Raw genomic sequence first — 26505 nt, 5'->3', positions numbered from 1 at the left:
ATGGCCTATAGCGAAGACCATATCGCGCTCGCCGCGGAATATGCGCTCGGTACGCTCGATGCCGACGAGCGCACGCAGGTCGAGACCATGATGGCCGTGGACACCGAGTTCGCCGCGCTCGTGCAAGCCTGGGAGTTCAGGCTCGGGCCGCTGAACCAGATGGTCGGCCTGGTCGAGCCGCGCCCCGTGGTCTGGGAAAACATCAAGGCGGCGATCGGCCATGCCGGCGCGCCGCAGGCGCCGCTGGTGCTCCCCGAGACGCCGGCAGCGACCTTGGCACCGCCGATAACCGACGATCCGCAATTCGGCTCGGCCTTCGATCCGGAGCCGTCGCAGCCATCAGAAATCCCACAGCCGGCCGAGATTCGGCGGCCACCAATCCAGCCACGTTTTGGCGTCACCGACAGCACCAACATGATCGCGCTTGCGGGCCGCGTGAAGCGCTGGCGCGGCATTGCGTCGGCCGCGACCGCGATCGCAGCCGCGCTGCTGGTCACGCTCGGCCTGCAGATTTACCGGCCCGACGCCTTGCCGAATGCGATCCGTCCGAAGCCGCGCATCCAGACCGTCGAAGTGAAGACGCCGGCGCCGGCGCTCGCGCCGTCGGCGCAATATGTCGCGCTGCTGCAGGGACAGAATGGCGGGCCGGCCTTCATCATGACCATCGACGGCGCGACCAAGAATTTCACCGTGCGCAAGGTCGGCGCTCCGTCCGAGCCCGGCAAGAGCTTTGAGCTCTGGCTGATCTCCGACAGGCTGCCGCAGCCGCGTTCGCTCGGCGTGATCGGCGCCGATGATTTCACCGCGCGTCCGGTGCTGTCGGGCTACGATCCCGACGTGATCAACGGCGCGACCTACGCGGTGACGGTCGAGCAGGCCGGCGGTTCGCCGAACGGCCAGCCGACTTCGGCGCCGATCTTCACCGGCAAGCTGATCGAGACCGTGCCGCCCGCGTCGGGCTCGACGCCACGATAGACTGCGCCTACGAGAGGTCGCAAATGGTTGCGGCCCCGTCATTGCGAGCGAAGCGAAGCAATCCATCTTTCCGCGTGCTCGGTGACAATGGATTGCTTCGCTTCGCTCGCAATGACGTGGATAGAGCTATGGCGCCGCCCCACCATCCGCACAAAAAGAAAACGCCCGTGGGGAGCGGGCGTTTTCGATAGTCAACTTGGGGGTAGTTGGGGGTCTTAAATATCCACGCAGCGACTTTGGGGGGCTGTAAAGAACACTACGTGAATTCGTGAAACTCTCCTGTTAGCGGACCAGCGAGTTGTTCGTGCTCGTGATCGCGACCGGCTTGCCGGCCTTCATGACACGTGCCGTCTGGGTGTAACCCTCGTCCGACGAATTGTGTGCCGCGATGCCGAAGCCCGCGACCAGTATACCGGCGAACAACGCCACAACCACAATCTTCAGGTGCGTCATACGATCGGCGCTGTAGATCGAGTGGTTCATGGAAGTCTCCTGCCGCCTTCCTGCTCTCAGTAATCTGTCGGTTTGGTCTCTTGCCCGGTTCAACGTCTCGTGCCCCACCAACGTAGGATTTGCCGATTCCGTTCCCTAGAGGCCATCACAAGGGCGTGATGAGACGTGATCGGGCGCGATCAAAAACCGCCTCCGGCTCCCGAAATCTACATTAACTTGGCGTAATATCAGTTACTTGCGTGAAATCCGGATCATGTTACCCGAGATAGGGCCGTTCCGGACTGTTCCACACAAATCAGTTGCCTGTGGCGAGAAAGCACAGACGAAAACGCAAATGATTTGCGGCGGCTAGAGCGTTTTCAACCGAAGCCTGTCCCGCACCCGATGCGGGATGGACGCCGGTTCGCGTGAAGAAAACGTCCAAACAAGAAGCTCTACACGCTGCCGACGGTCTTCAGCCGGGCCCGCGGATGGATCTCGGCCTGCGACAAGACGGTGGTTTGTGAGCGGAACCGTTCCACCAGCGAGCGAACGAATGGCCGGATCGCGGCCGAGGTCACCAGCACCGGCGCCTCGCCTTCGCGCGCCGCCTGTTCGAAGGCGTTGCGCACGGCGGTCATGAATTCCGACAGCTTGGAGGGCTGCATCGCCAGGCTGCGATCGTCGCCCTGGCCGACGATCGATTCGGCAAACGCCTGCTCCCAGCGCGCCGACAGCGCGATCAGCGGCAGATAGCCGTTCGGCGAGGTGTTCTGGGCGCAGATCTGCCGCGCCAGCCGGGCGCGGACATGCTCGACCATGGTGGCCGGATTGCGCGAGAACGCCAGCGCGTCGGCGATGCCCTCGAGAATGGTGGAGAGATCGCGGATCGAGATGCGCTCGGCGAGCAGCAATTGCAGCACGCGCTGGATACCCGACACCGTGACCTGGCTCGGCACGATGTCCTTGATCAGCTCGCCCTGCTCCTTCGGCAGGTCCTTCAAGAGCTTCTGCACCTCGCCATAGGACAGCAAGTCCGACATGTTGGTCTTGAGCAGCTCGGTCAGGTGCGTCGACAGCACGGTCGCGGCATCGACCACGGTGTAGCCCTTCAGCGCGGCCTCTTCCTTCAGGCCGGCATCGACCCAGGTCGCGGGCAGGCCGAAGGTCGGTTCGATGGTGTGGATGCCGGGGAGCTGCACCTGGTTGCCGGCGGGATCCATGACCATGAACTGGCTCGGCCAGATCTTCCCGGTGCCGGCGTCGACTTCCTTGATCTTGATGGCGTAGCTGTTGGCCTCGAGCTGGACATTGTCGAGGATACGCACCGCCGGCATCACGAAGCCCATCTCGATCGCGAGCGAGCGGCGCAGCGCCTTGATCTGCTCGGTGAGGCGGTCGGTGCCGTCAGGGCCGTTGACCAGCGGCAGCAGCGCGTAGCCGAGCTCGATCTTGAGGTCGTCGATCTTCAGCGCGGCGGCGATCGGCTCTTCCGCGGCGGCAGCGGCCGCGGCCGCGGCTGCAGCGGGGGCGGCAGCGGCGGCGGCCTCGGCGGCGTTGGCGACCCGCTTCTTCTTGCGCGCGTTCCAGGCCAGCGCCGCGGCGCCGGAGCCCAGCGCCATGAACGGCAGCGTCGGAATGCCCGGCAGCAGCGCCAGCACCAGCATGACGCCGGCCGACATGCCGAGCGCCTGCGGATAGCCGGAGAGCTGGCGCATCAGCGCCTTGTCGGCGGCGCCGGTGATGCCGGCCTTGGAAACCAGGAGGCCGGCGGCGGTCGAGACGATCAGCGCGGGCACCTGGGTGACGAGGCCGTCGCCGACCGTCAGCACGGTGTAGGTGCGGGCGGCTTCGCCGAAGGAGAGGCCCTGCTGGGCGACGCCGATGATGATGCCGCCGACGATGTTGATGCCGACGATCAGGAGGCCGGCGATGGCGTCGCCGCGGACGAACTTCGAGGCGCCGTCCATCGCGCCGAAGAAGCCGCTTTCGTCTTCCAGCGCCTTGCGGCGCTCCTTGGCGGCCTTCTCGTCGATCAGGCCGGCGGACAGGTCGGCGTCGATCGCCATCTGCTTGCCGGGCATCGAGTCCAGTTGGAAGCGCGCCGCGACTTCGGCGATACGGCCCGAACCCTTGGTGATGACCACGAAGTTCACGATCACCAGGATCGCGAACACGATGATGCCGATCACGAAGTTGCCGCCCATCACGAAGTTGCCGAACGCCTCGATGACATGGCCGGCAGCAGCCGTGCCCTCGTGGCCGTGGCTCAGGATCAGCCGGGTCGAGGCCATGTTCAGCGACAGCCGCATCATGGTCGAGATCAGCAGGATGGTCGGAAACGACGAGAATTCCAGCGGCGCCTGGATGAACAGCGAGGTCATCAGGATCAGGATCGAGATCGTGATCGAGACCGCCAGAAAGAGGTCGAGCACGATCGAGGGCAGCGGCAGGATCAGCACCACCAGGATGGTGAGGACGCCGAGCGCCAGCGCGAGATCGCCGCGCTTGAGGATGTCGCCGATCTCGCCGAGACCAGGCAATCCGCCCTTGCCCGCCGTGCCCTGACCCGCCGTGACGTCGACCATGGTAGCCGCTCTCCCCCGCGACTGGCGGCTACGGCCGCCAAGCGTCTGCGCGACGGCCGCAGGGCCGCCGTTCCGAAAGTGAGGCACCGCGCTGGCGTCCACGGGGATCTCCACCCGCTATACGCGTTCGACGACACTCGACTTCACTCGGCAATTCTTGCCGGGTGTATAGTTAGCAAAGGGTTAACAGGTGCGTTTTGCGGGGTGCGCGGGTCGTCGCAGGCGCCGGGCATGGGGCATCCCGGCCGGGGCGGGCGGGTCGGAGCGCCCGGCTGTGCTTCGGGGCGGGTTCGCGGCCTCTATCTCAGCGCGCCGAGCACGGCGCCCGATGCGGCGATGAGGCCGAGCGTGATGACGCTGGCGCGCCACAGCAATTGCTGTCGGGCAGCGCGCCGGTCGTGGAAGGCCAGCCAGTCGTGGACAAAGCCCGTGGGGATGTCGAACACCACGGCAGGCTCGTCGCGATAGTGCGTCTCATGCTCGCAGTACATCGTCCGGACCGCAGGCACACCCAGCCGCTCGAGCTCGCAATGCCACTCCCAGGCATGCCGGCCGTTGGTCCAGCGATTTTCGAAGGGGATCACGTGTGATTCCATGACGAGCCTCCTGGCCCACCCTTGAACCTCACGTGGCAAGTCTAGCTCAATATTCCGACCGGCGCGAGATCGGCGTCGGCTGCCCGAGACCGATCATGGCGGCGTCAATTGGTTGAGAGCATCCATTTGCGCCAATGCGTCGGCTGGATGTCGAGATGCCTGCTGCCGGCATGGTCGATCCATTCGGCACCGTCCCGGTGGCACGGGAACATCAGCGCGTGCACCATGCCGTCATAGTCGAGGACACAGACCTCGAGCTCCCGGTCCGACGGCGCTGACGCAACGGGTAACCACTCTGCTGACGACGAATGCATGGCGATCCTCCGACGATGTGCGCTTCGATCCTTTAACCTTGCGAGCTGCGCGCCATCCGGGCGGGATGATAGGTCCGGACGGCGAGCCGCCAATGTGAACCGGCTCGCATTGTAGCAGTTTTTCTCATCAGCATGGATCACGGCTCGACGGACGATATTCCCGCTCGATCGGTCCGCTGCGATCGCTGCGGTGCACGATGCTGATTGAACTTTCGCGGCCCGGCCTTCGACCAAACGGCAGCAACGCCACTCAGCCACTCGAGGCATCGATGTCGAACCGGGCAGGTCGAACCATGACAGCAGGGCTTGCTGCCGCGATCGCGCTGCTGTCTGTGCCGGCGTCCGCCGTGACGCTGCCGGACGACCGGGCCTGGATGATCCGCATGATCGCCTGCAAGGGTAACGGTGTCCTGATGGAGGTCTACCTGCCGCAATCCGTCGTCTTCGCGCCGCATGGCGGCATGGCCGCGGGCAAGACTGCGGACGGCTACTACACGCTCGATCTGACCGAGCTCAACAAGGGCAAGGACCTGGAGCCGGTGCATGTGACGATGAGTGCGGACAAGAAGTCCGTCACCGTCGACCAGTACACACGCGGCTTGCCGCCGACCCGCATACCGGTCAGCGGCGGCACCGTGGATTTCGATCAGCGCTTCGGCATCGGTGCGAAGTGCGGTCCGTTCCAGGCGCAGGATCCGAACTACGGCAATTGAGCCGCCTCACGCGCCGGTGAAGGCAGTGCGTCCCCCTTGCTGACGCATGCCTAATCTCTCGGCAATGTGGCTTGACCCGGAGGCAAATGCCGACGAAGTTCCGCGTGCCGTGGTAATTTCTTCTGAATTTTCCCCTGAAGCCGCAGTGTTCATTCCCGACTCGCGCCGGGCATGGCTGCGCCTTGCGATAGCCGTGGTGATCGGCTCGCTCGGTAGCGTCGGCATGTGGTCGGTCGTGGTGGCGTTGCCGGCGGTGCAGACCGACTTCGGCGCGACCCGCGGAACGGCGTCGCTTGCCTTCACCATGGTGATGCTCGGCTTCGGCCTCGGGCAGGTCGTGACCGGCAAGATCAGCGATCGCTACGGCATCGTCACGGCAATCGGCGCCGGGATCGGTATTCTCGGCCTCGGCTATATCTGCGCCGGCTACGCGACGTCGATCTGGGCCTTCATCCTGGTGCATTTCGCGATCGGCCTGTCGTCGGCCGCGACCTTCGGCCCCCTGATGGCGGAGGCCTCGCACTGGTTCGAGCGCTACCGCGGCCTGGCGGTCGCGATCGCCGCCAGCGGCAATTATGTCGGCGGCACGGTGTGGCCGCCGCTGGTCAATTTCGGGATGCAGAGCGTCGGCTGGCGCACCACCCATATCGCGATCGGCATCTTCACTGCGATCGCGATGGTGCTTGCGCTTCTGGTGCTGCGTCTGCTGATGGGGGCGGCGACCCGGCGCAACCATTTCAATGCGGCGCCGCCGCGGGTCGACATGCGGCTCTCCACCAATGCGCTGACCGCGATCCTGTCGCTGGCGTCGATCTCCTGCTGCGTGGCGATGTCGATGCCGCAGGTTCACATCGTCGCCTATTGCGGCGATCTCGGCTACGGCGTGGCGCGCGGCGCCGAGATGCTGTCGCTGATGCTGGGCTTCGGCATCATCAGCCGGATCGGCTCCGGCTTCCTCGCCGACCGGATCGGCGGCATCCGCACGCTGCTGATCGGCTCGATCGCGCAGGGCGCGGCGCTCTTGTTCTACCTGTTCTTCGACAGCCTGACCTCGCTCTACGTCATCTCGGCGATGTTCGGCCTGTTCCAGGGCGGCATCGTGCCGAGCTACGCCATCATCGTGCGCGAGGCGATGCCGGCCGCCGAGGCCGCGACCCGGATCGGCATCGTGATCTTCGCCTCGGTGTTCGGCATGTCGTTCGGCGGCTGGATCTCGGGCGTGATCTTCGACGCCACCGGCTCCTATGCCGCAGCCTTCGCCAATGGCCTGGCCTGGAACCTGCTCAATGTCAGCATCATCCTGCTGCTCATGATGCGGTCGCGGCAGCGGCTGGCGATCGCGTAACTCTCGCTCACACCGATTGACCGGCCTTCAGCAACGAGCAGCCGGTGATCTTCAAACTGCCGTCGGCCTGTCGCTCCAGCGTGTAGAGCGCCTCCCACGCCTCGCCATTGGCGTCGACGATCTGAACGCGCTGCGCGATCCGATCGCCTGCGCTCTGCGCCGCGCCGAACTCGAAGCTCCTGTGGCGATAGACCGGCGCGTATTGGTTCTGCACCATCGACATGAAGATATCGGCCTGCGGAAAGATCTGCCGGATCGCGGGTGCGGCATAGGAATAGGCCGCCGCGGCGTCGTCGCGACCGAACGCCTGCTCCTGGGCGCGGATCACGCCTTGCGCCGTTGTGACGTCATCGGCTGCTGCGGGAGCGAGCGAGCCCAACAGAATGGCGACCAACAGCAGGATGATGCGCATGCGATGGCTCCGTCGGCGATCGGACCTTCCAGCCGCCGCAAGGCTACTCCCGCGCGGCTGTGACGGCAACGGAGCAGGGCGCGTTCGCCGGCCAGGCCCGCACACGAATCGGCCGCGCGCGGCCGAGCCGGATCGAACCGCGCGATCTCAGTTGACGCGCCGCTTGGGGTGCCGCAGCGCCTCGGCAGTCGGGCACCGGGCGCGCCGCGGATAGCGGGCTGCGAATGGCTGCTCGATGGTGACGTTCTGGCAGCCGTATTGCGCCGATACCTCGGCGATGACGTTCGAGACCGCGTCGTCGATCCGCGAGCCGGGCAGATGCGCAACGATGAGATCGCTGATGCTGAGCCGCTTGCGGACGCGCAGGTCGTTGTCGATGCGGTAACTGAACAGGGCATGGATCACGCCGCGGCGATCGCGGATCGCGATCAGCCCGGTCTCGGGCGAACTGCCGCGGCAGCGCCGGCGCACGAACCGCAGCCATTGCTCCGTGGTAATACTGGCATCATGCATGAACACCAGCGGATAGGCCGCGATCGCATGCTGATGGTCGATCGGAAGTGCTTGGAATTGCTCATTCATCGCCGGATTTCCCCGATGATGGGCACTACTGCTGGGGAAACGGCGGCGCAGCATTGATCTGCATCAATGCGGCCGGCCGTTGATCCAGATCAAATCGGGGTTGATAGTGTCGAGATTCTAACCTCGCGGACCCCCGAAGCCATGAGCATTGCCGAACCACTGCTGGATTCGTGCGCCGGCGCGACTCCGTGCGACTGCAGGCACGGCCATGCCACGAACGGCTGCGAGGATTGCAAGGTCAGGCTGTTCAGCGTCTGCGCCGCGCTTGATTCGTCCGAGCTCGAGGAGCTCGACCGGATCAGCCAGGCGAAGCAGGTCCCGGCAAGAACGACGCTGTTCGAGCAGAGTGCGCTGGCGGGGAGCGTGTTCAACGTCACCGACGGGGTGGTGCGGCTCTACAAATCATTGCCCGATGGTCGCCGCCAGATCGTGGGTTTCGCGCTGCCGGGCGACTTCCTCGGGCTGGCGCTGCAGGACCGCTACGGCGTCACCGCGGAGGCGGTCAACGCGGTCGCGGTTTGCCGTTTCGCGCGATCGGCGTTCCTCACCTATGTCGACGGCAAGCCGCATCTGCTGCGCCGCCTGCATGAGTTCGCGGGGCACGAGCTGAGCCTGGCGCAGGACCAGATGCTGCTGCTCGGGCGGCGCACTGCCGAGGAGAAGGTCGCCGCATTCCTGCTCAACATGCAGACGCGATACGCCCGGATCGGAAGCGTGTCCGTTACCGTGCCGCTGCCGATGAGCCGGCAGGACATCGCCGACTATCTCGGTCTCACCATCGAGACGGTGAGCCGCACCCTGACCCGCCTTGCGCGCGAGAAGGTGGTGTTGATCGTGCCCGATGGCGTGCGGCTGCTCGATCTCGAACGGCTCCGGCTGAGCGGCGCGAGCTGACGCTGCGGCGTCGGCTTTTGATCCAGCACAAGGCGATCCGCACGCAGACGCGCTAGGTCTCTCCACGATAAGGAGACGACCAATGCCTCTCGACACCATCCTCGTCATGATCGCAGTCACCGCGATGTTCGCCACCATTGCCGCCGTTATTGCGTGGGGCGACCGGCAGACCCGCGATTTGTGATAGCGTCGTGTGACCAGAGCCTTTCCGCTCCGACTTGAATCGAAACGGGGCATCCACTTCGCTTGAGAGCGCTCTATCTGATCGAGCCCTTGAACTTGTCGATGTCGGGCGAGGGGCGTGCGGGAAACAGCCGCGCGGTCGAGGAGTTGTCGAGCCGGCGCTTGCATTTCGCCTCGTCGTCGCTGTCTTCGGTGCCATCCTTCCCAGTGCGCTTTTTGGCGAAGGCATCGTCCTGCCGGTTGACGATCAGCATCGCATGGTCGCGCTCGAGCGTATCCGGATTCTTGCGCTGCTCGTCGGAGCGGAACGCGCCGCCGATCAACTTGCCCGTCATCTCGTAGTCGCAGCCGGCCTTCCAGTCGCCCTGGTCCCACTTCCATCCGACAGCCTTCAGCGTGCCGTCTTTCTCGGCGGTGACCTTGATGATAGCGTTGTAGGCTAGCCAGACGCCGGCAAGCCCGCTGCGCCTGTCGTCAAAGCCTTCGAGCAGCGCCAGGCGTTCGCGCTGCAAGCCGTTGACGTGATCGCGCGCATCGACGGTGAAGTGCACCTGCGAGCTCTGCTTGTTCCAGGCCGGATGCAGGAATTCCGGGAATTGTTCGCTCTGGCTCTTCACCCAGTTGCGCTGGTCGTCGATCAGCGCGCGCCGCGTCGCTTCGTCGAGCCGCGGCTGCAACGCCTTCCAGGCGCGGTTCAGCCGCTGGTCGTTGGCGGCGAGATCAGGATCGGCGCAGATCTCCTCGTCGGTCGCGGTCTCGGGCCTGCTGCAGTCGAAGGTCGGCGCGACGAACGCGGTGTCGGCCTTGTCGGATGCCGCATCCTTGCCGGCGGCGAAATAGCTGCCGGTGACCTGCCACATCGACGAGCAGTCGTTGAGCCCGCCAAACTCCTCGTCATCGATGCTGCCGACGATCCGCAACGTCTCGCCCTGGCGGCGGAGCTTTATTGACGGCGGCTTGGCGCGGGTAGCAGCCGCGTCGGATTTGGGCTTGTCGGTGGATGCGTCCACCTCGATCACCACCGGGCCGGAGAGCCAGCCAGTCCCCGAAGGCTTCAGATCGGCGGTCAGCTTGCAGGTTCGCCGGCGATCGCCGCCATAGTCGCCACGCAGATCGGCGGCGAGGAGATAGGCGCCGCCCTCAGTCGGTGTCAGCGTGATACTGCCGAAGGCATTGACCCAGTTGCCCGACATGCCCGGACGGCCGGATGCCAGCTCGACAAGCGCAGCCGCGCGGCGGCGCAAGGCTGCGGCAAAACCAGCCTTCAGCTCGTCCTCATCGGTTTCGGTGAGCACGTCCGCGGCGTCGATGATCATTTCGTTGAACCAGGCCTGGTCGCGCTTCAACAGCGGTTTGACGTTCGCCGGCAGCTTGCCGAGCGCCGCGTCGAACGCCTTGTCGATCTGCGCCACCAATCTGTCGGTGCCGGCCTTCCTGCAGTCGGCGGTCTTGATCCTGTTATCGCCGCCATCGCCGCACAGGCTGATCGCGGTCGGCGCGCTGCTCGATGCGCGCAGGAAATCGTCCATTGCAAGAGACGGCCCGGAGGCGAGGACCGAGATGGCCGCGACGGCGGCCGCAAGCCGTGGGGAGCAAGGCATCGACGTCACCCGCGAGGCCGCGGCATGCGGCCCTTGCGGCTTGGGTCGCCCGCCGCCTGCTGCGGGTTCAAAATGTCGGCGGCGTGCAGGCCGAAATCACCTCGCACGGCTTGGCGCCGATGCAGCGGAAGCGGTGCGGGCGGCGGCTTTCGAAGTAATAGGCGTCGCCGGCATTGAGCACCCGGCGCTCGTCGTCGACGGTGACCTCGAGCCGGCCCGAGACCACGATGCCGCCTTCCTCGCCTTCATGCACCAGCGGCACCCGGCCGGTGTCGCTGCCGGGCTCGTAGCGCTCTTTCAGGATCTGCAACGCACGTCCGAACAGGCTGTCGCCGATCTGGAGGTAGGAGATCGGCTTCTTGCCGATCTCAGTCAGCTCGTCGGCGCGGTAGAACGCCTTGCGCGGCCGCTCCGGCTCGATCGCGAAGAATTCTGCGAGCCCCATCGGGATGCCGTCGAGGATGCGCTTGAGCGCGCCGACCGACGGGTTCATCTGGTTGGATTCGATCAGCGAAATCGTCGAATTGGTGACGCCGGAGCGCTTGGCGAGCTCGCGCTGCGACAGCTTGTGCCGCGCGCGGATGAATCGAAGCCGACCGCCGATGTCGACGCTCATGACAGATCCCTGTTGCAGGTGTTGCGGATCGAACAAATCTTGGCAGACCGCCTCAGCAAGATCAATGGCTTGCGCTGCGACAGAAAAGGACTTGTTGAGTGCCCTGAAGAGTGGTCCGACTACGCATCCCCAGCCCATGGAGTGCGCCGTGACCGTTCATCAGATTCCGAACACCATCAAGACAGATTCGTTCTGGATGCCCTTCACGGCCAACCGGCAGTTCAAGAAAGCGCCGCGGCTGTTCTCCTCCGCCAAGGGCATGTACTACACCTCGGTCGACGGCCGGCAGGTGATCGACGGCTCCGCCGGTCTCTGGTGCGTCAACGCCGGCCATGGCCGCCCGCAGATCGCGGCTGCCGTCGAGCGCCAGCTGTCCACGCTGGACTTCGCGCCTTCGTTCAACATGGGCCACCCGCTGGCGTTCGATTTCGCCGAGCGCCTCGCCGAGATCGCCCCGAAGGGGCTGGATCGGATCTTCTTCACCAATTCGGGCTCTGAATCGGTCGATACCGCGCTGAAGATCGCGCTGGCCTATCATCGCGCCAACGGGCAGGGGACCCGCACCCGCCTGATCGGCCGCGAGCGTGGCTATCACGGCGTCGGCTTCGGCGGTCTGTCGGTCGGCGGCATGGTCGCCAACCGCCGCCAGTTCGCGACCCATCTGCCGGGCGTCGACCACATCCGTCATACTCATGATCTCGCCCGCAACGCCTTCGCCAAGGACCAGCCGGACCATGGCGCCGAGCTCGCCGACGATGTGGAGCGGATGGTCGCGCTGCATGGCGCGGACACCATCGCGGCCGTGATCGTCGAGCCGGTGCCCGGTTCGACCGCGGTGCTGCCGGCGCCGAAGGGCTATCTGCAGCGCCTGCGCGAGCTCTGCACCAAGCACGGCATCCTGCTGATCTTCGACGAGGTCATCACCGGCTTCGGCCGTCTCGGCACGCCGTTCGCCGCCAACTTCTACGGCGTCACGCCGGACATGATGACGACCGCCAAGGGCATCACCAACGGCACCGTGCCGTGCGGTGCGGTGTTCGCCAGCCGCCAGGTCCATGACGGGCTGATGGTCGGCCCGGACAACGCCATGGAGCTGTTCCACGGCTACACCTATTCGGCGCATCCGGTGGCCTGCGCGGCGGGTCTTGCCACGCTCGACATCTACAAGGACGAGGGTCTCCTGACTCGCGGCGCCTCGCTCTCCGATTACTGGCGCGATGGCCTGCACTCGCTCAAGGGCCTGCCGAACGTCGTCGACATCCGCAATCAGGGCTTGATGGGCGCGGTCGAGCTCGCGCCGCGCGATGGTGCCGTCGGTGCGCGCGGTTACGACGTCATGGTCGATTGCTTCAATCGCGGCCTCTACTTCCGCATGAGCGGCGATTCGCTCGCGCTGTCGCCGCCTTTGATCGTCGAGAAGTCGCATATCGACGACATCGTCTCGATCCTCGGCGACGCCATCAAGCGCGTGGCCTGATAATTGCTCGCTGAACTTTAGCTAGCTCTACAAATTGCTGTCGCCGTTGCGAAGCAGAGTGGTTTCGCAGCGGCGATTGCGTTTTCGCTGCAGGATGTGAGGAAAAGTGAAGGTCCTTGTTCTCGGCAGTGGCGTGATCGGCGTCACCTCGGCCTATTATCTCGCGCGTGCCGGCCACGAGGTGACGGTGATCGACCGCCAGCCGAAGCCTGCGCTTGAAACCTCCTTTGCCAATGCCGGCGAGGTGTCGCCGGGCTATTCGTCGCCCTGGGCCGGACCCGGCGTGCCGGTGAAAGCGGTGAAGTGGCTGCTGATGAAGCACGGCCCGCTGGTGATCCGCCCGAAGCTCGATCCCGTGATGTGGCTGTGGCTGCTGAAGATGCTGCGTAACTGCACCACGTCGCGCTACGCGGTGAACAAGAGCCGGATGATCCCGATCGCGGAATACAGCCGCGACTGCCTGCAGGCGCTGCGCAGCGAGATCGGCATCCGCTACGACGAACGTGCGCAGGGCACACTGCAGCTGTTTCGCGAGCAGGCCCAGCTCGATCACACCGGCGACGACATCGCGGTGCTGAAGCAATACGGCGTGCCGTTCGAGGTGCTCGACCGTGACGGCTGCATCAAGGCCGAGCCCGCGCTGGCCGGCGTGAAGCAGAAATTCGCCGGCGGGCTGCGGTTGCCGCATGACGAGACCGGCGACTGCCACATGTTTACGCAGGCGCTGGCGCTGGAAGCCGAGAAGATCGGCGTGCGCTTCAACTTCAATGTCGGCATCGACGGCCTGAACGCGGATGCTACCCGCATCACCGGCGTTGCGACCAGCGCCGGCCTGATGACCGCCGATGCCTATGTGCTGGCGCTCGGCAGCTATTCGCCGCATCTGGTGCGGCCGCTCGGCATCTCGCTGCCGGTCTATCCCGTGAAGGGGTATTCCATCACGGTGCCGATCAAGGATGCGTCCGGCGCACCGGAATCGACCGTGATGGACGAGAGCTACAAGGTCGCGATCACCCGGCTCGGCGATCGCATCCGGGTCGGCGGCACCGCCGAGATCTCGGGCTATTCGACCAAGCTTTACGACGCGCGCCGCGCGACGCTGGACCATTCGCTGACGGATCTGTTCCCGCGCGGCGGCGATCTTCCCAAGGCCACCTTCTGGTGCGGCCTGCGCCCGATGACGCCCGACGGCCCGCCGGTGATCGGCGCGACGCGGTTTGCCAACCTGCACCTCAACACCGGCCACGGCACACTCGGCTGGACCATGGCCTGCGGCTCGGGTCGGGTGCTGGCCGACATGCTCTCCGGCAAGAAGCCCGAGATCGATACCAAGGAGCTGTCGATCAATCGCTACGATCACCGCTTCGGGTAGGTCTCGTCGTCGCACGCGAAAGGCTATTCGGCGGCGTTCTTCAACGGCGGTTCGGCATCGTCGTCCCGCTTCGTCGCCGTCCAGTTCGAAAGCGCGTTCGAGAATCTGTCGAGATAGAGGTACACGACCGGCGTTGTGAACAGCGTCAGCGCCTGGCTCACGATCAGGCCGCCGACCATCGCATAGCCGAGCGGCTGACGGATTTCTGATCCCGTTCCGGTGCCCAGCATCAGCGGGACGCCGCCGAGCAGGGCGGCCATCGTCGTCATCATGATCGGGCGGAAACGCAGGAGCGCCGCCTTCCGGATCGATTCACGTGGCGACAGATGCTCCTCGCGTTCGGCGGCGATCGCGAAGTCGACCATCATGATGCCGTTCTTCTTCACGATCCCGATCAGGAGGATGATGCCGATCAGCGCGATCAGGCTGAAGTCGAACCCGAACGCCATCAGGATCGCCAGCGCGCCGACACCGGCCGACGGCAGCGTGGAGAGGATCGTGAGCGGATGGATGTAGCTTTCATAGAGCATGCCGAGGATCAGATAGACCACGACCAGTGCGGCCAGGATCAGCAGCGGCACCGAGCTCAGTGACTGCTGGAAGGCCTGCGCGGTGCCCTGGAAGCTCGAGCTGAGCGTGGCCGGCGCCCCCAGATTCGCGACGGCGTCCTGGATCGCATCGGTGGCCTGGCCGAGCGCGACCCCTTGCGCGAGGTTGAAGCTGATCGTGGTTGCGGGAAACTGCCCCTGGTGCGCGATCGCGAGCGGGCGCACCGGAACCGTCGTCCACTTGCAGAACACCGAGAGCGGCACTTCGTCGCCCGTCGTCGGTGACCTGATGTAGAGCTTGTTGAGCGTGTCGAGCTTGCCCTGCAGTTCGGGGAGGATCTCCAGGATGACGTGATAGCTGTTGAGCTGGGTGAAGTATTGGGTCACCTGGCGCTGGCCGAACGCGTCGTACAGCGTGTCGTCGATCAGCTGCGGCTGGATGCCGTAGCGCGACGCGGTGTCGCGATCGATGGTCATCGTCACCGTCGTTCCCTCGGTCTGCTGGTCGGTGGCGACGTCGCGCAGTTGGGGCAGGGTCTTCATGCTGGCCAGGATCTTCGGCGCCCATTGGTTCAGCTCAGCGAGATTCGCATCCTGCAGCGTGTATTCGAACTGCGTGCGCGTGGCGCGGCCGCCGAGCCGGACGTCCTGCGAAGCTTGCATGTAGAGCCGTGCTCCCTCGACCGCCTCGAGCTTCGGCCGCAGCCGCGCAATGATCTGCTGTGCATCCGCGTTGCGCTCCTCGTGCGGCTTCAGCGTGATGTACATGCGGCCGGAATTCAGCGCGGTACCGCCGCCGCCAATGAACTCGGCCATGCTGTCGACCGCCGGATCGGCGCGAACGATCCGGCTGAGCTCCTCCTGATGCTGCTTCATGTCGGCAAACGAGATGTCCTGGGCCATCTCCGACACGGCGTTCAGGAAGCCGTTGTCCTGTTGCGGAAAGAATCCCTTCGGAATGATCACGAACAGATAGACCGAAAGCGCCAGCGTCGCGAAGAAGATGCACAGCGTGGTCCGGCTCCAGCCGAGCGCCAGATCGAGGCCGCGCTCATAGCCATGCAGCATCCGGTCGAATGCCGCCTCGCTCCATTGGTAGAGCCGGCCGTGCCTGGTTTCGCCATGCGCGCGCAGGAAGCGCGACGCCATCATCGGCGTCAGCGTCAGCGACACCACCAGCGAGACGAAGATCGCCATCGCGAGCGTCACCGCAAACTCGCGGAACAGCCGGCCGATGACGCCCCCCATCAGCAGCAGCGGGATCAGCACCGCGACCAGCGAAATGCTGATCGACAGGATCGTGAACCCGATCTCGCCGGCGCCCCGGAGGGCCGCGGCAAGCGGCCGCTCGCCCTGCTCGACGTAGCGCGTGATGTTCTCCAGCATGACGATGGCGTCGTCGACCACGAAGCCGACCGCAATCGTCAGCGCCATCAGCGAAAGATTGTCGAGCGTGTAGCCGAACACCCACATCAGCGCGCAGGCGCCGAGCAGCGCGAGCGGCACGGTGACGGCGGGAATCACCGTGGCCCAGAAGCTGCGCAGGAAGACAAAGATCACCATGACGACCAGAACGATGGTGATCAGCAGGGTGATCTGCACGTCCTCGACGGCGGCGCGGATGGTCAATGTCCGGTCGCTGATGATCTTGATCTTGATGGCGGGCGGAATCGCGGCAATCAGTCTCGGAAGTTGCGCCTTGATCCTGTCGACCGTGCCGATGACATTGGCGCCGGGTTGCTTGAAGATGACGAGGAAGACGCCGCGCTTGCCGTCTGCCCAGGCTGCCTGCTTCATGTCTTCCGGCCCGGCGACGGCCCGGCCGATGTCGCGAATCCGCAACGGACCGCCGTTGCGGTAGGCGACGATGACGTCATTCCAGTCGTTGGCATCCGGGAGCTGATCGTTGGCGTAGATCGTGTAGGCGCGGCTGGCGCCGTCGATGTTGCCTTTCGGGCTGTCGACCGTCGTGATGGCGATCTGGCTGCGGATGTCTTCCAGCGAGAGCCCCTTGGCGACCAGCTTAGCGGGATCGATCTGCACACGGATCGCGGGCTTCTGCTGTCCGCCGATGAAGACCTGGGCGACGCCGGAAATCTGGCTGATCTGCTGCCCGAGCTGGGCGTCGACCGCATCGCTCACCCTGATCAGCGGCAAGGTGTCGGAGGTCGCCGACAGCAGCAGGATCGGCGAGTCGGCCGGGTTGACCTTGCGATAGGTCGGCGGCGACGGCAGGTTCTTGGGCAGCTGGCCGCCGGCGGCGTTGATCGCGGCCTGGATGTCGTTGGCGGCGCCGTCGATGTTGCGGTTCAGATCGAACTGGATGGTGACCGCCGTCGACCCGAGCGAACTCGTCGAGGTCATCTGCGCGATGCCGGGAATCTGCGCGAATTGCCGCTCCAGCGGCTGCGCCACCGAGGATGCCATGGTTTCGGGGCTGGCCCCGGGCAGGCTTGCCGAGATCTGGATGGTCGGAAAGTCGACCTGCGGCAGTGGCGCGACCGGCAGCAATGGATAGGCGACCATGCCGACGAACAGAATGCCGGCCATCAGCAGCGAGGTGCCAATAGGGTAGCGGATAAACGGAGATGAGATGCTCTCGTTCATTTCTACAATCCAAATGAACGGCAGGCGCATCTTTTCCCGAATGCCGGGACTCGTGCTCGAAAAGTTCGAGCGCGAACGCGCGTTTCCTCGCCATGGCCAATCGGCAGATCGCGGAGTTCGCGTCTGCCTGTTTTTTGCCAGCATACTCATTCCCGGGGACGGCGCGCGAATGGAAACACCGGATCGCCCATTCGACCTTCGTTCAATGGCCGGAATTCGTGCGCCCAAGACGTGTCCTCCGCGCCAAGTGTATCTGATTACGATATATTTGTGGCATGGGCTCGACCAGCGAGAAGCCCGGTGTCCCCACCGGCAGAATGGCGGGGGCTTATGCCGCTCATATGCCGCGGATCCCGCAGCGCTCTCGAATTCATATCCAGTCCTGAAGATATTGAGCCCCATGCAAACGTTCCCGCGGACGGCAGGCCGCTGAGGCTCGGCCGGACGCGCGAGAGCAAACGGGTACAGGTGATGTCATGTCTTCGCTTCAGGTTTCCGCCGGTGACAGAATTATTGAAACGATGATTGCGCTGGCCGGTTGTTCGACCCAGCAGCGCATCGTCGTGGTCGGCGCGAAGAGCACGGAATTGATGTTCGAATTGCACCGGCGCGGCTTTTCGCGCGCGGCGTCATCGGGCAATTGCGGTCGCCCGGCCGGTCAGTATGACGCCGCGCTGGTCGATTGGCGGCGGCGCACGCTTCTCGCACTCGAACCGTCGCTGGACTGGTTGACGACCTTCCTTGATGCCCGCGCGGTGCTGGTGGTCTGGGTCGATGCGCAGAAGGCCTCGGCCAACCAGAGCCTGCGGGCGTCGCTGGAGCGGCGCGGTTTCGTCGTCGAGCAGGGCATCGTGCACGAATGCGGTTGTGCGCTGTCGGCTCGCCGATCGCAGGCTCATCCGTTGCGGCTGGCGGCCTGACAGCGCTGCTTATTGTGCGCAACGGCGAAACGTCGTTCGTCCTGAAAGGAAATTCCCATGTCCAAGGTCCGGCGCGCCGTCATTCGCGAATGGATGTTGCTGGCGCGCGAGAAACGGTCTTCCAGCGAGCAGGCAGCAGCCTTTGCCAAGGCTGCGCTGCAGCGCCACGGCCTGCCGCGCAGCCGGCGAACACCGCACATGATCATCATGCGGTGGCTGAGCCCACGCACCGGACGTCCCTGATTTCACTGCGGCGGTCGGCGATCGGCCTCGATGGCGTAGCCTGGATCAGCACCGCGATATCCGGGGCAGTTGGTCCCGCATGTCGCGGAGCCTGTCATCGGGCGCGCATTCGCGCGACCCGTTGGCTCATGCGGGCTACTTTACACCGCCGGCTAGCGTGACGGCTTGGAGCTGGCTTTCTTTGGCCCCGGTTTTGGCTTACGCGATTCCGTCATGTTGTCGGCCGGCTGCACCCGCAAGCCATCCACGAACACATCCAGGAGCCGCAGTGCCGTGGTCTGCCAGCCCGGCTGGTCGTGCATGTAGCACATGCCGATCAGCGCGCGCAGCACGTCCTCGGCGCTGATGTCGTCGCGGATGGCGCCGGCGGCGACGGCGCGCGCGAGCAGGGTGCCGATCGCCTTGGTGAGGCGGTCGAACGAATAGGCGTGCAGCTCGGTCGAGCCGTGCGCGACCAGCGCGAGTGCGGCGACCATGCCCTTCTTGGTCGCGACGAATTCTACATTGGCGCGCAGCCAGCGCCGCAGCGCCTCGACCGGCTCGGGCGCGCATTGCAATTGCTCGGCAAGATCGCCGAGCTGCTCGACCTCGCGGCGATAGACCGCCTCATACAGCGCCTCGCGGGTCGGGAAGTGGCGATACAGCGTGCCGATGCCGACGCCGGCATGGCGCGCGACGGCCTCCAGACTCGCCTCGCTGCCGCCGGCCGAGAACACGGCCTTGGCCGCTTCCAGCACGCGCTCGCGATTGCGCACGGCATCGGCGCGTGGCTTGCGGACAATTTCTGGTGATGAACCGGCCATTCCTTTTTCTTTTTACCCTCCCTTGTAAACGGAGGATGCCTCCGTATATGGCGACCAGCACCGGGCCTGACAAGGCGCGCCGATCATGCATCGGCGGCCACGGGTTCGCGTTGCCTCGATTCCACCCGACCATACACGGATCGGAGCGCCTTGCATGAATCTCCCCATCAGCCTCACCATCAACGGTGTCCGCCGGGACATTGCCCTCGACGACCCCCGCGTCACCCTGCTCGACCTGTTGCGTGAGCGGCTCGACCTCACCGGAACCAAGAAGGGATGCGACCGCGGCCAGTGCGGTGCGTGCACCATCCTGGTCGACGGCCGTCGCATCAATTCTTGCCTTGCGCTCGCCGTCAGCCATGACGGCGCCGAGATTACCACCATCGAAGGCGTCGGGCGCGGCGGCGAGTTGCATCCGGTGCAGGCCGCCTTCATCGCCCATGACGGTTTCCAGTGCGGCTTCTGCACCCCGGGGCAGATCATGAGCGGCATTGGCCTGATCCAGGAAGGGCAGGCCGGCGACGACCCCGAGCGCGTGCGCGAATGCATGAGCGGCAATCTCTGTCGCTGCGGCGCCTATCAGGGAATCACCGAAGCCGTGCTCGAGGCACAATCCAACATGACCGCCAGCAAGCAGAGGCGCTCCGCATGATGAATTTTGATTATGTCAGGCCGGCCAGCGTCGCGGATGCGATCGCGGCGGCTTCCGAAAAGGGCGCAAGCTATCTCGCCTCCGGCACCAATCTGCTCGACCTGATGAAGGGCGGCGTCAGCCGGCCGAGCCGTCTCGTCGACGTCACGCGGCTACCTGGGCTCGATCGCATCGAGCATCTTGCCGACGGTGGCCTGCGGATCGGCGCGCTGGTGCGCAACGCCGACCTCGCGCATGACGCCGCGTTCGCGCGCAACTATCCGGCGGTCGCCGAGGCGCTGCTGTCGGGTGCGTCGGCGCAACTGCGCAATGCGGCGACGGTCGGCGGCAATCTGATGCAGCGGACGCGCTGTGCCTATTTCTACGACGCCGGCAGCGCCTGCAACCGGCGCTGGCCGGGCGCCGGCTGCGACGCGCTGAAGGGCGAGAACCGCCTGCATGCGGTGCTGGGCTGGAGCGAGGGCTGCATCGCCACCCATCCGTCGGACTTCTGCGTGCCGCTGGTCGCGTTCGATGCCGTCGTCGAGATCGAGGGCAAGGGCGGCCGGCGCGAGCTGCCGCTCGAGGCGCTGCATCGACTACCCGGTGAGACGCCGGAGCGCGAGACTGCGCTGGAGCGCGGCGATCTGATCGTCGCGCTGCGGCTGCCGGCCGAGGCGCAAGGTTTTGCTCGCCATGCCCGCTACATCAAGGTGCGCGAGCGTACGTCCTACGCCTTCGCCGTGGTCTCGGCGGCGGCGGCCTTGCGCATCGAGGACGGCAAGATCCGCGCGGCGCGGCTCGCGCTCGGCGGCGTTGCGGCCAAGCCGTGGCGAGCGCGCGAGGCCGAGCAGGTGCTCGCGGGTGTCGCGCCGGATGCTGCGGCCTATCGCGAGGCGGCGCGCGCTGCGCTCGCCGATGCAAAGCCGTCCGGCGACAACGCTTTCAAGATCGAGCTCGCGCAACGCATCGTCGTGCGCGCGCTCACCCTTGCCGCCGCAGGCACGCCGGACCGCATTCCCGCGCTGCCGGGCTCTCCCTTCTCGTCCGTTGCAGGAGCGTAACGCATGACGGTTGAACTCAGTCTGACCCGCGACCCCGCCCATATCAGGCATGGCTCGAACATCGGCCAGCCGATGACCCGCACCGACGGCGTGCTGAAGGTCACCGGCAAGGCCCGCTACGCCGCGGACAATCATCCGCCGGGCATGGTCTATGCCGTGATCGCGACGAGCTGCATCGCGCGCGGCCGCGTCACCGCGCTCGATGTCGCCGCCGCCAAGCGCCATCCCGGCGTCATCGACGTGATGACGCCGGCGCACAAGCCTGAACTGGCCGAAGACCCCGACGCCAAGGGCAATCCATTCGCCTTCCGTATGGAGCTGTTGCAGAGCGACCAGGTGCGCTACGCCAACCAGGCGATCGCGGTCGTGATCGCCGAGACGCTGGAAGCCGCGACCGAAGGCGCAGCGCTGCTGTCGCCGCGCTACCAGGTCGAGATCGCCCGCGTCGGCCTCGACGCCGGCGAGGCCTATGCGCCGCCCGTGGTCGGGATCGGCAATCCCGCCGAAGTTCGCCACGGCGACATCGATGCCGGCATGGCTGCGGCCGCGAAGCTGACCGATTCGACCTACGAGACGCCGGCGCAATATCACAACGCGATGGAGCCGCATGCGATCGTCGCGGTGTGGGACGGCGACCGCCTGTTCATCGACACGCCGAGCCAGGGCATGGGGTTCGCGCAGATGCGGATCGCCGGGCTGTTCGGCATTCCGCCGGCGAATATCCACATCAACAGTCCGTTCCTCGGCGGCGGCTTCGGCTCCAAGGGGCTGATCTCCGGGCCGCAGGTGCTCGGCATCATGGCCGCCAAGCTGATCGGGCGTCCGGTCAAGCTCGTGCTGCGCCGCAGTCAGATGTATGGCCCGGTCGGCCATCGTCCGCCGACCCGCCAGCGCATCCGGATCGGCACCGACGATGCGGGCGCGCTGACCGCGATCAATCATGAGGCGCGCGTCACGACGTCGAGCTTCGACGACTTCTACGAGCCCGCCGCCGATGCCTCGCACACGCTCTATGCCAGCCCCGCGATCCGCACCGCGCATGAGGCGGTGCGCGTCGACACCGGCACGCCGCTGTTCATGCGCGCGCCGGGCGAGGCCACCGGATCGATCGTGCTGGAGAGCGCGATCGACGAGGCGGCGTTCGCCTGCGGCATCGATCCGCTGGAGTTCCGGTTGAAGAACTACGCCGAGGTCGAACCGACCACCGGCAAACCGTTCTCCTCCAAGGCGCTGCGCCAGTGCTACACAAAGGCCGCCGAACGTTTCGGCTGGGCGGGGCGTCCGTTGCAGCCCAAGCAGATGCGCGACGATAACGGCTTTCTGGTCGGCTGGGGCGTGGGCACCGCGACCTTCCCGGCCATCATGTTCCAGGGCAACGCGCGCGCGGTGATCCGTGCCGATGGCAAGGGTGTGATGGAGACCGGCGCGCACGACATGGGGCAGGGCGCCTGGACTGCGCTGGCGCAGATCTCGGCCGACTCGCTCGGTCTCGATTTCGACCAGCTGACGTTCCGCTCCGGCAGCTCCGATCTGCCCGATGCCGGCATCGCCGGCGGTTCGGGACATACCGCAACCGTCGGCGCCGCCATCCACAACGCAGGCGCAGCCGTGATCGCAAAGCTCGCCGAGCTCGCGACCTCGGACGAGCGCTCGCCGCTGTTCGGCGCCGGCAATGCCGGCGTGGTGGCGCGGGCCGGGCGGCTGCATCGCCGCGACGACGATTCGCGCAGGGAAGGCTATGCCGACATCCTGGCGCGCGCCGGCCTCGCCGAGGTCGACGCCACCGGTACGGGCGCAGCTGATGCGGCGGCGCAGTCGCAATATGCGATGCACGCGCATGGCGCCGTGTTTGCCGAGGTCAAGGTCGATCCGGAGCTCGGCCAGATCCGCGCCACGCGGCTGGTCGGCGCATTCGCCGCCGGCCGCATCGTCAATCCGTTGATGGTGCAGAGCCAGCTCTACGGCGGCATGATCTGGGGCCTCTCCTTCGCGCTGCACGAGGAGGCGGTGATGGACCATCGTTCGGGCCGCATCCTGAATGCGAATCTCGCCGAATATCATGTGCCTGTTAATGCCGACGTGCCGCCGATGGAGGTGATCACGGTCGACGAGCACGATCCGCATGTGAATGCGCTCGGCATCAAGGGCGTCGGCGAGATCGGCATCACCGGCAGCGCCGGCGCAGTCGCCAACGCCGTCTTCCACGCCACCGGCATCCGCGTGCGGAGTTTCCCGATCAAGATCGAGGAGATCGTGATGGGGTTGAAGTGATGCGTCTTGACGTGAGGGCTCCGTAATAACAGGTGTCGTCCCGGCGAAGGCCGGGACCCATAACCACAGGGTTGTTATTTGAGAAGGCTGGGGCCGCAGCGTCGCGCAACAACTCGCATTCGTGGTTATGGGTCCCGGCCTTCGCCGGGACGACGAACGGAGAGAGCGAGACTTTACCCCGCCGCCGTCACGCAATTCACCCACAGCACCACGGCGTTGGCATCACGCGCCGGGTTGGAGAATCGATGTGGACGCCGGCTGGCGAAGCGGAAGCTGTCGCCCTGCTTCAGCGTCCAGGTCTCGGTGTCGACCGTTAGAATCATCTCGCCTGACAGCACGAGGCCGGCCTCTTCGCCGTCATGGGTGTAGAACTCGTCGCCGGTGTTGCCGCCGGGATCGAGATGCACCAGGAACAGGTTGAGCCGGCTCTCGCTGCCGGCCGGGCTCAGCAGCTGCTTTGAAATCCCGGTGCGCCACAGTTTCAGCTCGGCGCGCTGCACCTCGCGGGTCACGACGCCGCCGGCGCTGTCGTCCTCGGGCGTGGCGCCGAACAGCGCGGCGATGCCGACGCCGAGCACGTCGGCCAGCGTCGCCAGCACGCGCAGCGAGGGCGACGACAGGCCGCGCTCGATCTGGCTGATGAAGCCGATCGACAGGTCGGTGCGCGCAGCGACCACCTCCAGCGACATCTGCTTGGTGCGGCGCAGGTCGCGGATGCGGCGTCCGACCGCGAGATCCATCGCCGGCTCGGCTGGCTTCTTCACGGGCTTTTTGGCCGCGCGGCGTGGCGTCACGGGCCGCCCTGCCGCGCCTTTGCGCATTCTCTTGCCGCCGCTCACGTCAGTCCGCTTCCTTCATGTGCATGAAAACTGCTTGCATTAACCGCGGTTTCGTGACCACAATTTCATATTGGTGAAAATAGGCCGGAACGGCGTCGCCCGCAACCAAAAGCGCTGACACAGCGGGCGAGGTGGCGCCGACGCCAGTTTGGGAGGTGTGCGATGTCCTTTCAGCGTCTCGTTCAGGCCGCGGTGGCGGCGCTTGCCCTTGCCGTGAGCGCACCGTCAGGGGCGCAGCAGGTGCTCAAGGTCGGCTCGACGCCTACCGGCATCCCCTTCACCTTCCTCGACACCAAGACCAATTCGATCCAGGGCATCATGGTCGACCTCGCCACCGAGATCGGCAAGGACGCCGGCTTCTCCGTGCAGATCGAGCCGATGCAGTTCTCCGCGCTGATCCCCTCGCTGACCGCGAACAAGATTGACATCATTGCCGCCGCGATGTTCGCCACTGCCGCGCGCAAGGAGGTGATCGACTTCTCCGAGCCGGTCTACACCTATGGCGAGGGCCTCGTGGTGCCGAAGGCCGACACCAAGGCTTACTCCTCGCAGGAGGATCTGAAGGGCACCGTGGTCGGCGCCCAGGTCGGCACCGCGTTCGTCGACGCGCTGAAGAAGACCGGGCTGTTCAGCGAGGTCAAGGTCTACGACACCATTCCCGACATCCTGCGCGACGTGAATGCCGGCCGCCTCAAGGCCGGCTTCGCCGACTATCCGATCCTCGCCTACAATCTGCAGCAGGGCAATTTCGGCGATGTGCGTCTGGTCGATGGCTACAAGCCCGTCACCGTCGGCACGGTCGCGATCGGCATCCGCAAGAGCGACACGGAGCTTTTGACGAAGATCAACGCCTCGCTGGCGAAGCTCAAGGCCAACGGCACGATCGCGAAGATCCTGGAGAAATGGGGCCAGAAGGCCAGCGCGTCGTGACGCGTGCGTCCCGAGGTGATCCGTCATCCTGAGGAGCGGCGTCTTCGCCGCGTCTCGAAGGATGCACGGCCCGGCTGGTGGCCGTCGACCCTTCGAGACGCGCTACGCGCTCCTCAGGGTGACGGGGCGTATTCGAGCATGTGACGGGACTGGATACGACTAGCCGATGCAAAAATTCTTCCATGACGCCGTCGAGTTCGTGCCGATCCTGTTGCAGGGTGTCTGGCTGACCATCGTCGTCACCGTCGGCTCGCTGTTGCTGTCGACCGTGCTCGGGCTGGTGTGGGCCTTGATGCGGGTGTCCGGAATTCGCATCCTCACAGGCCTCAGCGCCGCGGTGATCAATGTGATCCGGGGCATCCCGATCATCGTGCTGCTGTTCTACATCTATTTCGTGATGCCTGATTTCGGCATCGCGCTGTCGGCGCTGCAGGCCGCGATCATCGGGCTCGGCATCGCCTATTCGGCCTATCAGGCGGAAAACTTCCGCGCCGGCATCGAGGCGATCGACAAGGGGCAGATCGAGGCGGCGCAGACCATCGAGATGGGCTGGTGGCTCACCATGCGCCGCGTGGTGCTGCCGCAGGCGGTCAGGATCATCCTGCCGCCCTACGGGAACATCATGATCATGATGCTGAAGGATTCTTCGCAGGCTTCCACCATCACGGTGGCCGAGCTCGCATTGCAAGGCAAGCTGATCGCCTCCTCGACCTTCAAGAACACCAGCGTATTCACGCTGGTGGCGCTGATGTATCTCACCATGAGCATTCCGCTCATCCTGCTGGTTCGGCACTTCGAGAACAAGGCGAACCGCAAATGATCGAGCTGAACGACGTCCACAAGAGTTTTGGCAAGGTCGAGGTGCTGAAGGGCATCACCGCGTCAGTCGCCAAGAGCGAGGTGGTCTGCATCATCGGCCCGTCGGGCTCCGGCAAGTCGACTATCCTGCGCTGCATCAACGGGCTCGAGAGCTACGATCGCGGCGAGATCAGCGTCGAGGGTGCGCGCGTCGATCAGGGCAATCGCTCGATCGTGGCGATCCGCACCCAGGTCTCGATGGTGTTCCAGCGCTTCAACCTGTTTCCGCATCGCACCGCGCTCGAGAACGTCATCGAGGGGCCGCTCTATGTGAAGAAGGAGCCGCGCGAGGCGGCGATCGCCCGTGGCCGAGCGCTGCTCGCGCAGGTCGGGCTCGCCGACAAGGCCGAGGTGCATCCGCCAAAGCTCTCTGGCGGTCAGCAGCAGCGCGTCGCGATTGCGCGGGCGCTGGCGATGCAGCCGAAGGCGATCCTGTTCGATGAGCCGACCTCGGCGCTCGATCCCGAACTGGTCGGCGAGGTGCTCTCGGTGATGCGCAAGCTCGCCGACGACGGCATGACCATGGTCGTCGTCACCCATGAGATGGGCTTTGCCCGCGACGTCGCCGACCGCGTGCTGTTCATCGACGGCGGCGTCATCGTCGAGCAGGGCGCCGCCAAATCCGTCCTCAACCAACCGCAGCACCCGCGCACCCAGGATTTCCTGCGCCGCGTGCTGCATCCGCTTTGAT

General features: G+C 65.5%; 25 protein-coding genes. 14 read left to right on the top strand and 11 right to left on the bottom strand.

Features of this window, described 5'->3' with window-relative positions; genetic code table 11:
- Window positions 1–975 carry an anti-sigma factor domain-containing protein gene (locus tag ACE103_RS32820; RefSeq protein WP_375776418.1) on the top strand — a complete coding sequence of 325 codons (975 nt, stop codon included), beginning with the start codon at window positions 1–3 and terminating at the stop codon, window positions 973–975.
- Between the two features lie 282 nt (window positions 976–1257).
- Here ACE103_RS32820 and ACE103_RS32815 read toward each other — a convergent pair whose 3' ends face one another.
- From ACE103_RS32815 to ACE103_RS32800, 4 genes are all read right to left on the bottom strand, one after another.
- On the bottom strand, window positions 1258–1458 hold the full coding sequence (locus tag ACE103_RS32815; RefSeq protein ID WP_375776417.1) for a hypothetical protein: 201 nt from the start codon (window positions 1456–1458) through the stop codon (window positions 1258–1260).
- Window positions 1459–1862: 404 nt separating this feature from the next.
- Window positions 1863–3995, bottom strand: coding sequence for a flagellar biosynthesis protein FlhA (gene flhA, locus ACE103_RS32810; protein WP_223976712.1), 2133 nt, complete (start codon window positions 3993–3995; stop codon window positions 1863–1865).
- Between the two features lie 299 nt (window positions 3996–4294).
- Window positions 4295–4591, bottom strand: a complete 297-nt coding sequence (locus ACE103_RS32805) for a hypothetical protein (RefSeq protein WP_223976714.1) — start codon at window positions 4589–4591, stop codon at window positions 4295–4297.
- 104 nt (window positions 4592–4695) lie between these two features.
- Window positions 4696–4905 (bottom strand): hypothetical protein, encoded by a 210-nt coding sequence (locus tag ACE103_RS32800; protein ID WP_223976716.1) that lies wholly within the window; start codon window positions 4903–4905, stop codon window positions 4696–4698.
- Between the two features lie 293 nt (window positions 4906–5198).
- On the opposite strand from ACE103_RS32800, the gene ACE103_RS32795 reads away from it, so the two are divergent.
- Together ACE103_RS32795 and ACE103_RS32790 are read left to right on the top strand one after the other, a co-directional pair.
- Complete coding sequence (locus ACE103_RS32795) at window positions 5199–5618, top strand: hypothetical protein (RefSeq protein WP_223976718.1); 420 nt, start codon at window positions 5199–5201, stop codon at window positions 5616–5618.
- 145 nt (window positions 5619–5763) lie between these two features.
- Window positions 5764–6963 (top strand): MFS transporter, encoded by a 1200-nt coding sequence (locus ACE103_RS32790; RefSeq protein ID WP_375776416.1) that lies wholly within the window; start codon window positions 5764–5766, stop codon window positions 6961–6963.
- A 7-nt stretch (window positions 6964–6970) separates the two neighbouring features.
- On the opposite strand, the gene ACE103_RS32785 is transcribed toward ACE103_RS32790, so the two are convergent.
- A complete protein-coding gene (locus ACE103_RS32785; protein ID WP_375776415.1) occupies window positions 6971–7375 on the bottom strand; it encodes a DUF4864 domain-containing protein in 405 nt (134 codons plus the stop codon).
- A 147-nt stretch (window positions 7376–7522) separates the two neighbouring features.
- Window positions 7523–7957 (bottom strand): hypothetical protein, encoded by a 435-nt coding sequence (locus ACE103_RS32780; RefSeq protein ID WP_375776414.1) that lies wholly within the window; start codon window positions 7955–7957, stop codon window positions 7523–7525.
- Between the two features lie 141 nt (window positions 7958–8098).
- On the opposite strand from ACE103_RS32780, the gene ACE103_RS32775 reads away from it, so the two are divergent.
- Complete coding sequence (locus tag ACE103_RS32775) at window positions 8099–8851, top strand: helix-turn-helix domain-containing protein (RefSeq protein WP_375776413.1); 753 nt, start codon at window positions 8099–8101, stop codon at window positions 8849–8851.
- Window positions 8852–9108: 257 nt separating this feature from the next.
- Here ACE103_RS32775 and ACE103_RS32770 read toward each other — a convergent pair whose 3' ends face one another.
- Window positions 9109–10635: a lysozyme inhibitor LprI family protein gene (locus ACE103_RS32770; RefSeq protein ID WP_375776412.1), complete on the bottom strand. Its 1527-nt coding sequence runs from the start codon at window positions 10633–10635 to the stop codon at window positions 9109–9111.
- Window positions 10636–10702: 67 nt separating this feature from the next.
- Complete coding sequence (locus ACE103_RS32765; RefSeq protein WP_018273259.1) at window positions 10703–11251, bottom strand: cupin domain-containing protein; 549 nt, start codon at window positions 11249–11251, stop codon at window positions 10703–10705.
- A gap of 136 nt (window positions 11252–11387) precedes the next feature.
- On the opposite strand from ACE103_RS32765, the gene ACE103_RS32760 reads away from it, so the two are divergent.
- A complete protein-coding gene (locus tag ACE103_RS32760) occupies window positions 11388–12728 on the top strand; it encodes an aspartate aminotransferase family protein (protein ID WP_223976731.1) in 1341 nt (446 codons plus the stop codon).
- 106 nt (window positions 12729–12834) lie between these two features.
- Complete coding sequence (locus tag ACE103_RS32755) at window positions 12835–14100, top strand: D-amino acid dehydrogenase (protein ID WP_375776411.1); 1266 nt, start codon at window positions 12835–12837, stop codon at window positions 14098–14100.
- Window positions 14101–14123: 23 nt separating this feature from the next.
- On the opposite strand, the gene ACE103_RS32750 is transcribed toward ACE103_RS32755, so the two are convergent.
- On the bottom strand, window positions 14124–17255 hold the full coding sequence (locus tag ACE103_RS32750; protein ID WP_375776410.1) for a multidrug efflux RND transporter permease subunit: 3132 nt from the start codon (window positions 17253–17255) through the stop codon (window positions 14124–14126).
- Between the two features lie 563 nt (window positions 17256–17818).
- On the opposite strand from ACE103_RS32750, the gene ACE103_RS32745 reads away from it, so the two are divergent.
- Both ACE103_RS32745 and ACE103_RS32740 read left to right on the top strand, forming a co-directional pair.
- A complete protein-coding gene (locus ACE103_RS32745) occupies window positions 17819–18175 on the top strand; it encodes a hypothetical protein (RefSeq protein ID WP_375776409.1) in 357 nt (118 codons plus the stop codon).
- A 57-nt stretch (window positions 18176–18232) separates the two neighbouring features.
- The gene (locus ACE103_RS32740) at window positions 18233–18418 is read left to right on the top strand and encodes a hypothetical protein (protein WP_223976738.1); all 186 of its coding nucleotides are present in this window, start codon (window positions 18233–18235) and stop codon (window positions 18416–18418) included.
- Window positions 18419–18570: 152 nt separating this feature from the next.
- On the opposite strand, the gene ACE103_RS32735 is transcribed toward ACE103_RS32740, so the two are convergent.
- The gene (locus tag ACE103_RS32735; protein ID WP_375776408.1) at window positions 18571–19221 is read right to left on the bottom strand and encodes a TetR/AcrR family transcriptional regulator; all 651 of its coding nucleotides are present in this window, start codon (window positions 19219–19221) and stop codon (window positions 18571–18573) included.
- A gap of 154 nt (window positions 19222–19375) precedes the next feature.
- Between ACE103_RS32735 and ACE103_RS32730 the strand changes: the two genes are divergently transcribed.
- Genes ACE103_RS32730 through ACE103_RS32720 form a run of 3 tightly spaced genes read left to right on the top strand, consistent with a single transcriptional unit; the run spans window position 19376 to window position 23187 of the window.
- Window positions 19376–19873, top strand: a complete 498-nt coding sequence (locus tag ACE103_RS32730) for a (2Fe-2S)-binding protein (protein WP_092116377.1) — start codon at window positions 19376–19378, stop codon at window positions 19871–19873.
- Window positions 19870–20916 carry an FAD binding domain-containing protein gene (locus ACE103_RS32725; RefSeq protein ID WP_375776407.1) on the top strand — a complete coding sequence of 349 codons (1047 nt, stop codon included), beginning with the start codon at window positions 19870–19872 and terminating at the stop codon, window positions 20914–20916. The genes ACE103_RS32730 and ACE103_RS32725 overlap by 4 nt, the downstream gene beginning before the upstream one ends.
- Window positions 20917–20919: 3 nt before the next feature.
- Window positions 20920–23187, top strand: coding sequence for a xanthine dehydrogenase family protein molybdopterin-binding subunit (locus tag ACE103_RS32720; RefSeq protein ID WP_375776406.1), 2268 nt, complete (start codon window positions 20920–20922; stop codon window positions 23185–23187).
- A 173-nt stretch (window positions 23188–23360) separates the two neighbouring features.
- On the opposite strand, the gene ACE103_RS32715 is transcribed toward ACE103_RS32720, so the two are convergent.
- The gene (locus tag ACE103_RS32715) at window positions 23361–24026 is read right to left on the bottom strand and encodes a cupin domain-containing protein (RefSeq protein WP_375776405.1); all 666 of its coding nucleotides are present in this window, start codon (window positions 24024–24026) and stop codon (window positions 23361–23363) included.
- A 162-nt stretch (window positions 24027–24188) separates the two neighbouring features.
- Between ACE103_RS32715 and ACE103_RS32710 the strand changes: the two genes are divergently transcribed.
- The 3 genes from ACE103_RS32710 (at window position 24189) to ACE103_RS32700 (ending at window position 26504) form a co-directional block, all read left to right on the top strand.
- Complete coding sequence (locus tag ACE103_RS32710; protein ID WP_375776404.1) at window positions 24189–24956, top strand: ABC transporter substrate-binding protein; 768 nt, start codon at window positions 24189–24191, stop codon at window positions 24954–24956.
- 166 nt (window positions 24957–25122) lie between these two features.
- The gene (locus tag ACE103_RS32705; RefSeq protein ID WP_375776403.1) at window positions 25123–25776 is read left to right on the top strand and encodes an amino acid ABC transporter permease; all 654 of its coding nucleotides are present in this window, start codon (window positions 25123–25125) and stop codon (window positions 25774–25776) included.
- On the top strand, window positions 25773–26504 hold the full coding sequence (locus tag ACE103_RS32700) for an amino acid ABC transporter ATP-binding protein (RefSeq protein WP_097676801.1): 732 nt from the start codon (window positions 25773–25775) through the stop codon (window positions 26502–26504). Before ACE103_RS32705 ends, ACE103_RS32700 begins: the two co-directional genes overlap by 4 nt.
- The last annotated feature ends 1 nt before the right edge of the window (window position 26505 follow it).

It is taken from the genome of Bradyrhizobium sp. ma5, from assembly GCF_042258955.1.
Classification (GTDB): Bacteria; Pseudomonadota; Alphaproteobacteria; order Rhizobiales; family Xanthobacteraceae; genus Bradyrhizobium.
Note: the sequence above shows the minus strand (reverse complement) of the source record. Positions and strands in the feature narration are given on the sequence as shown.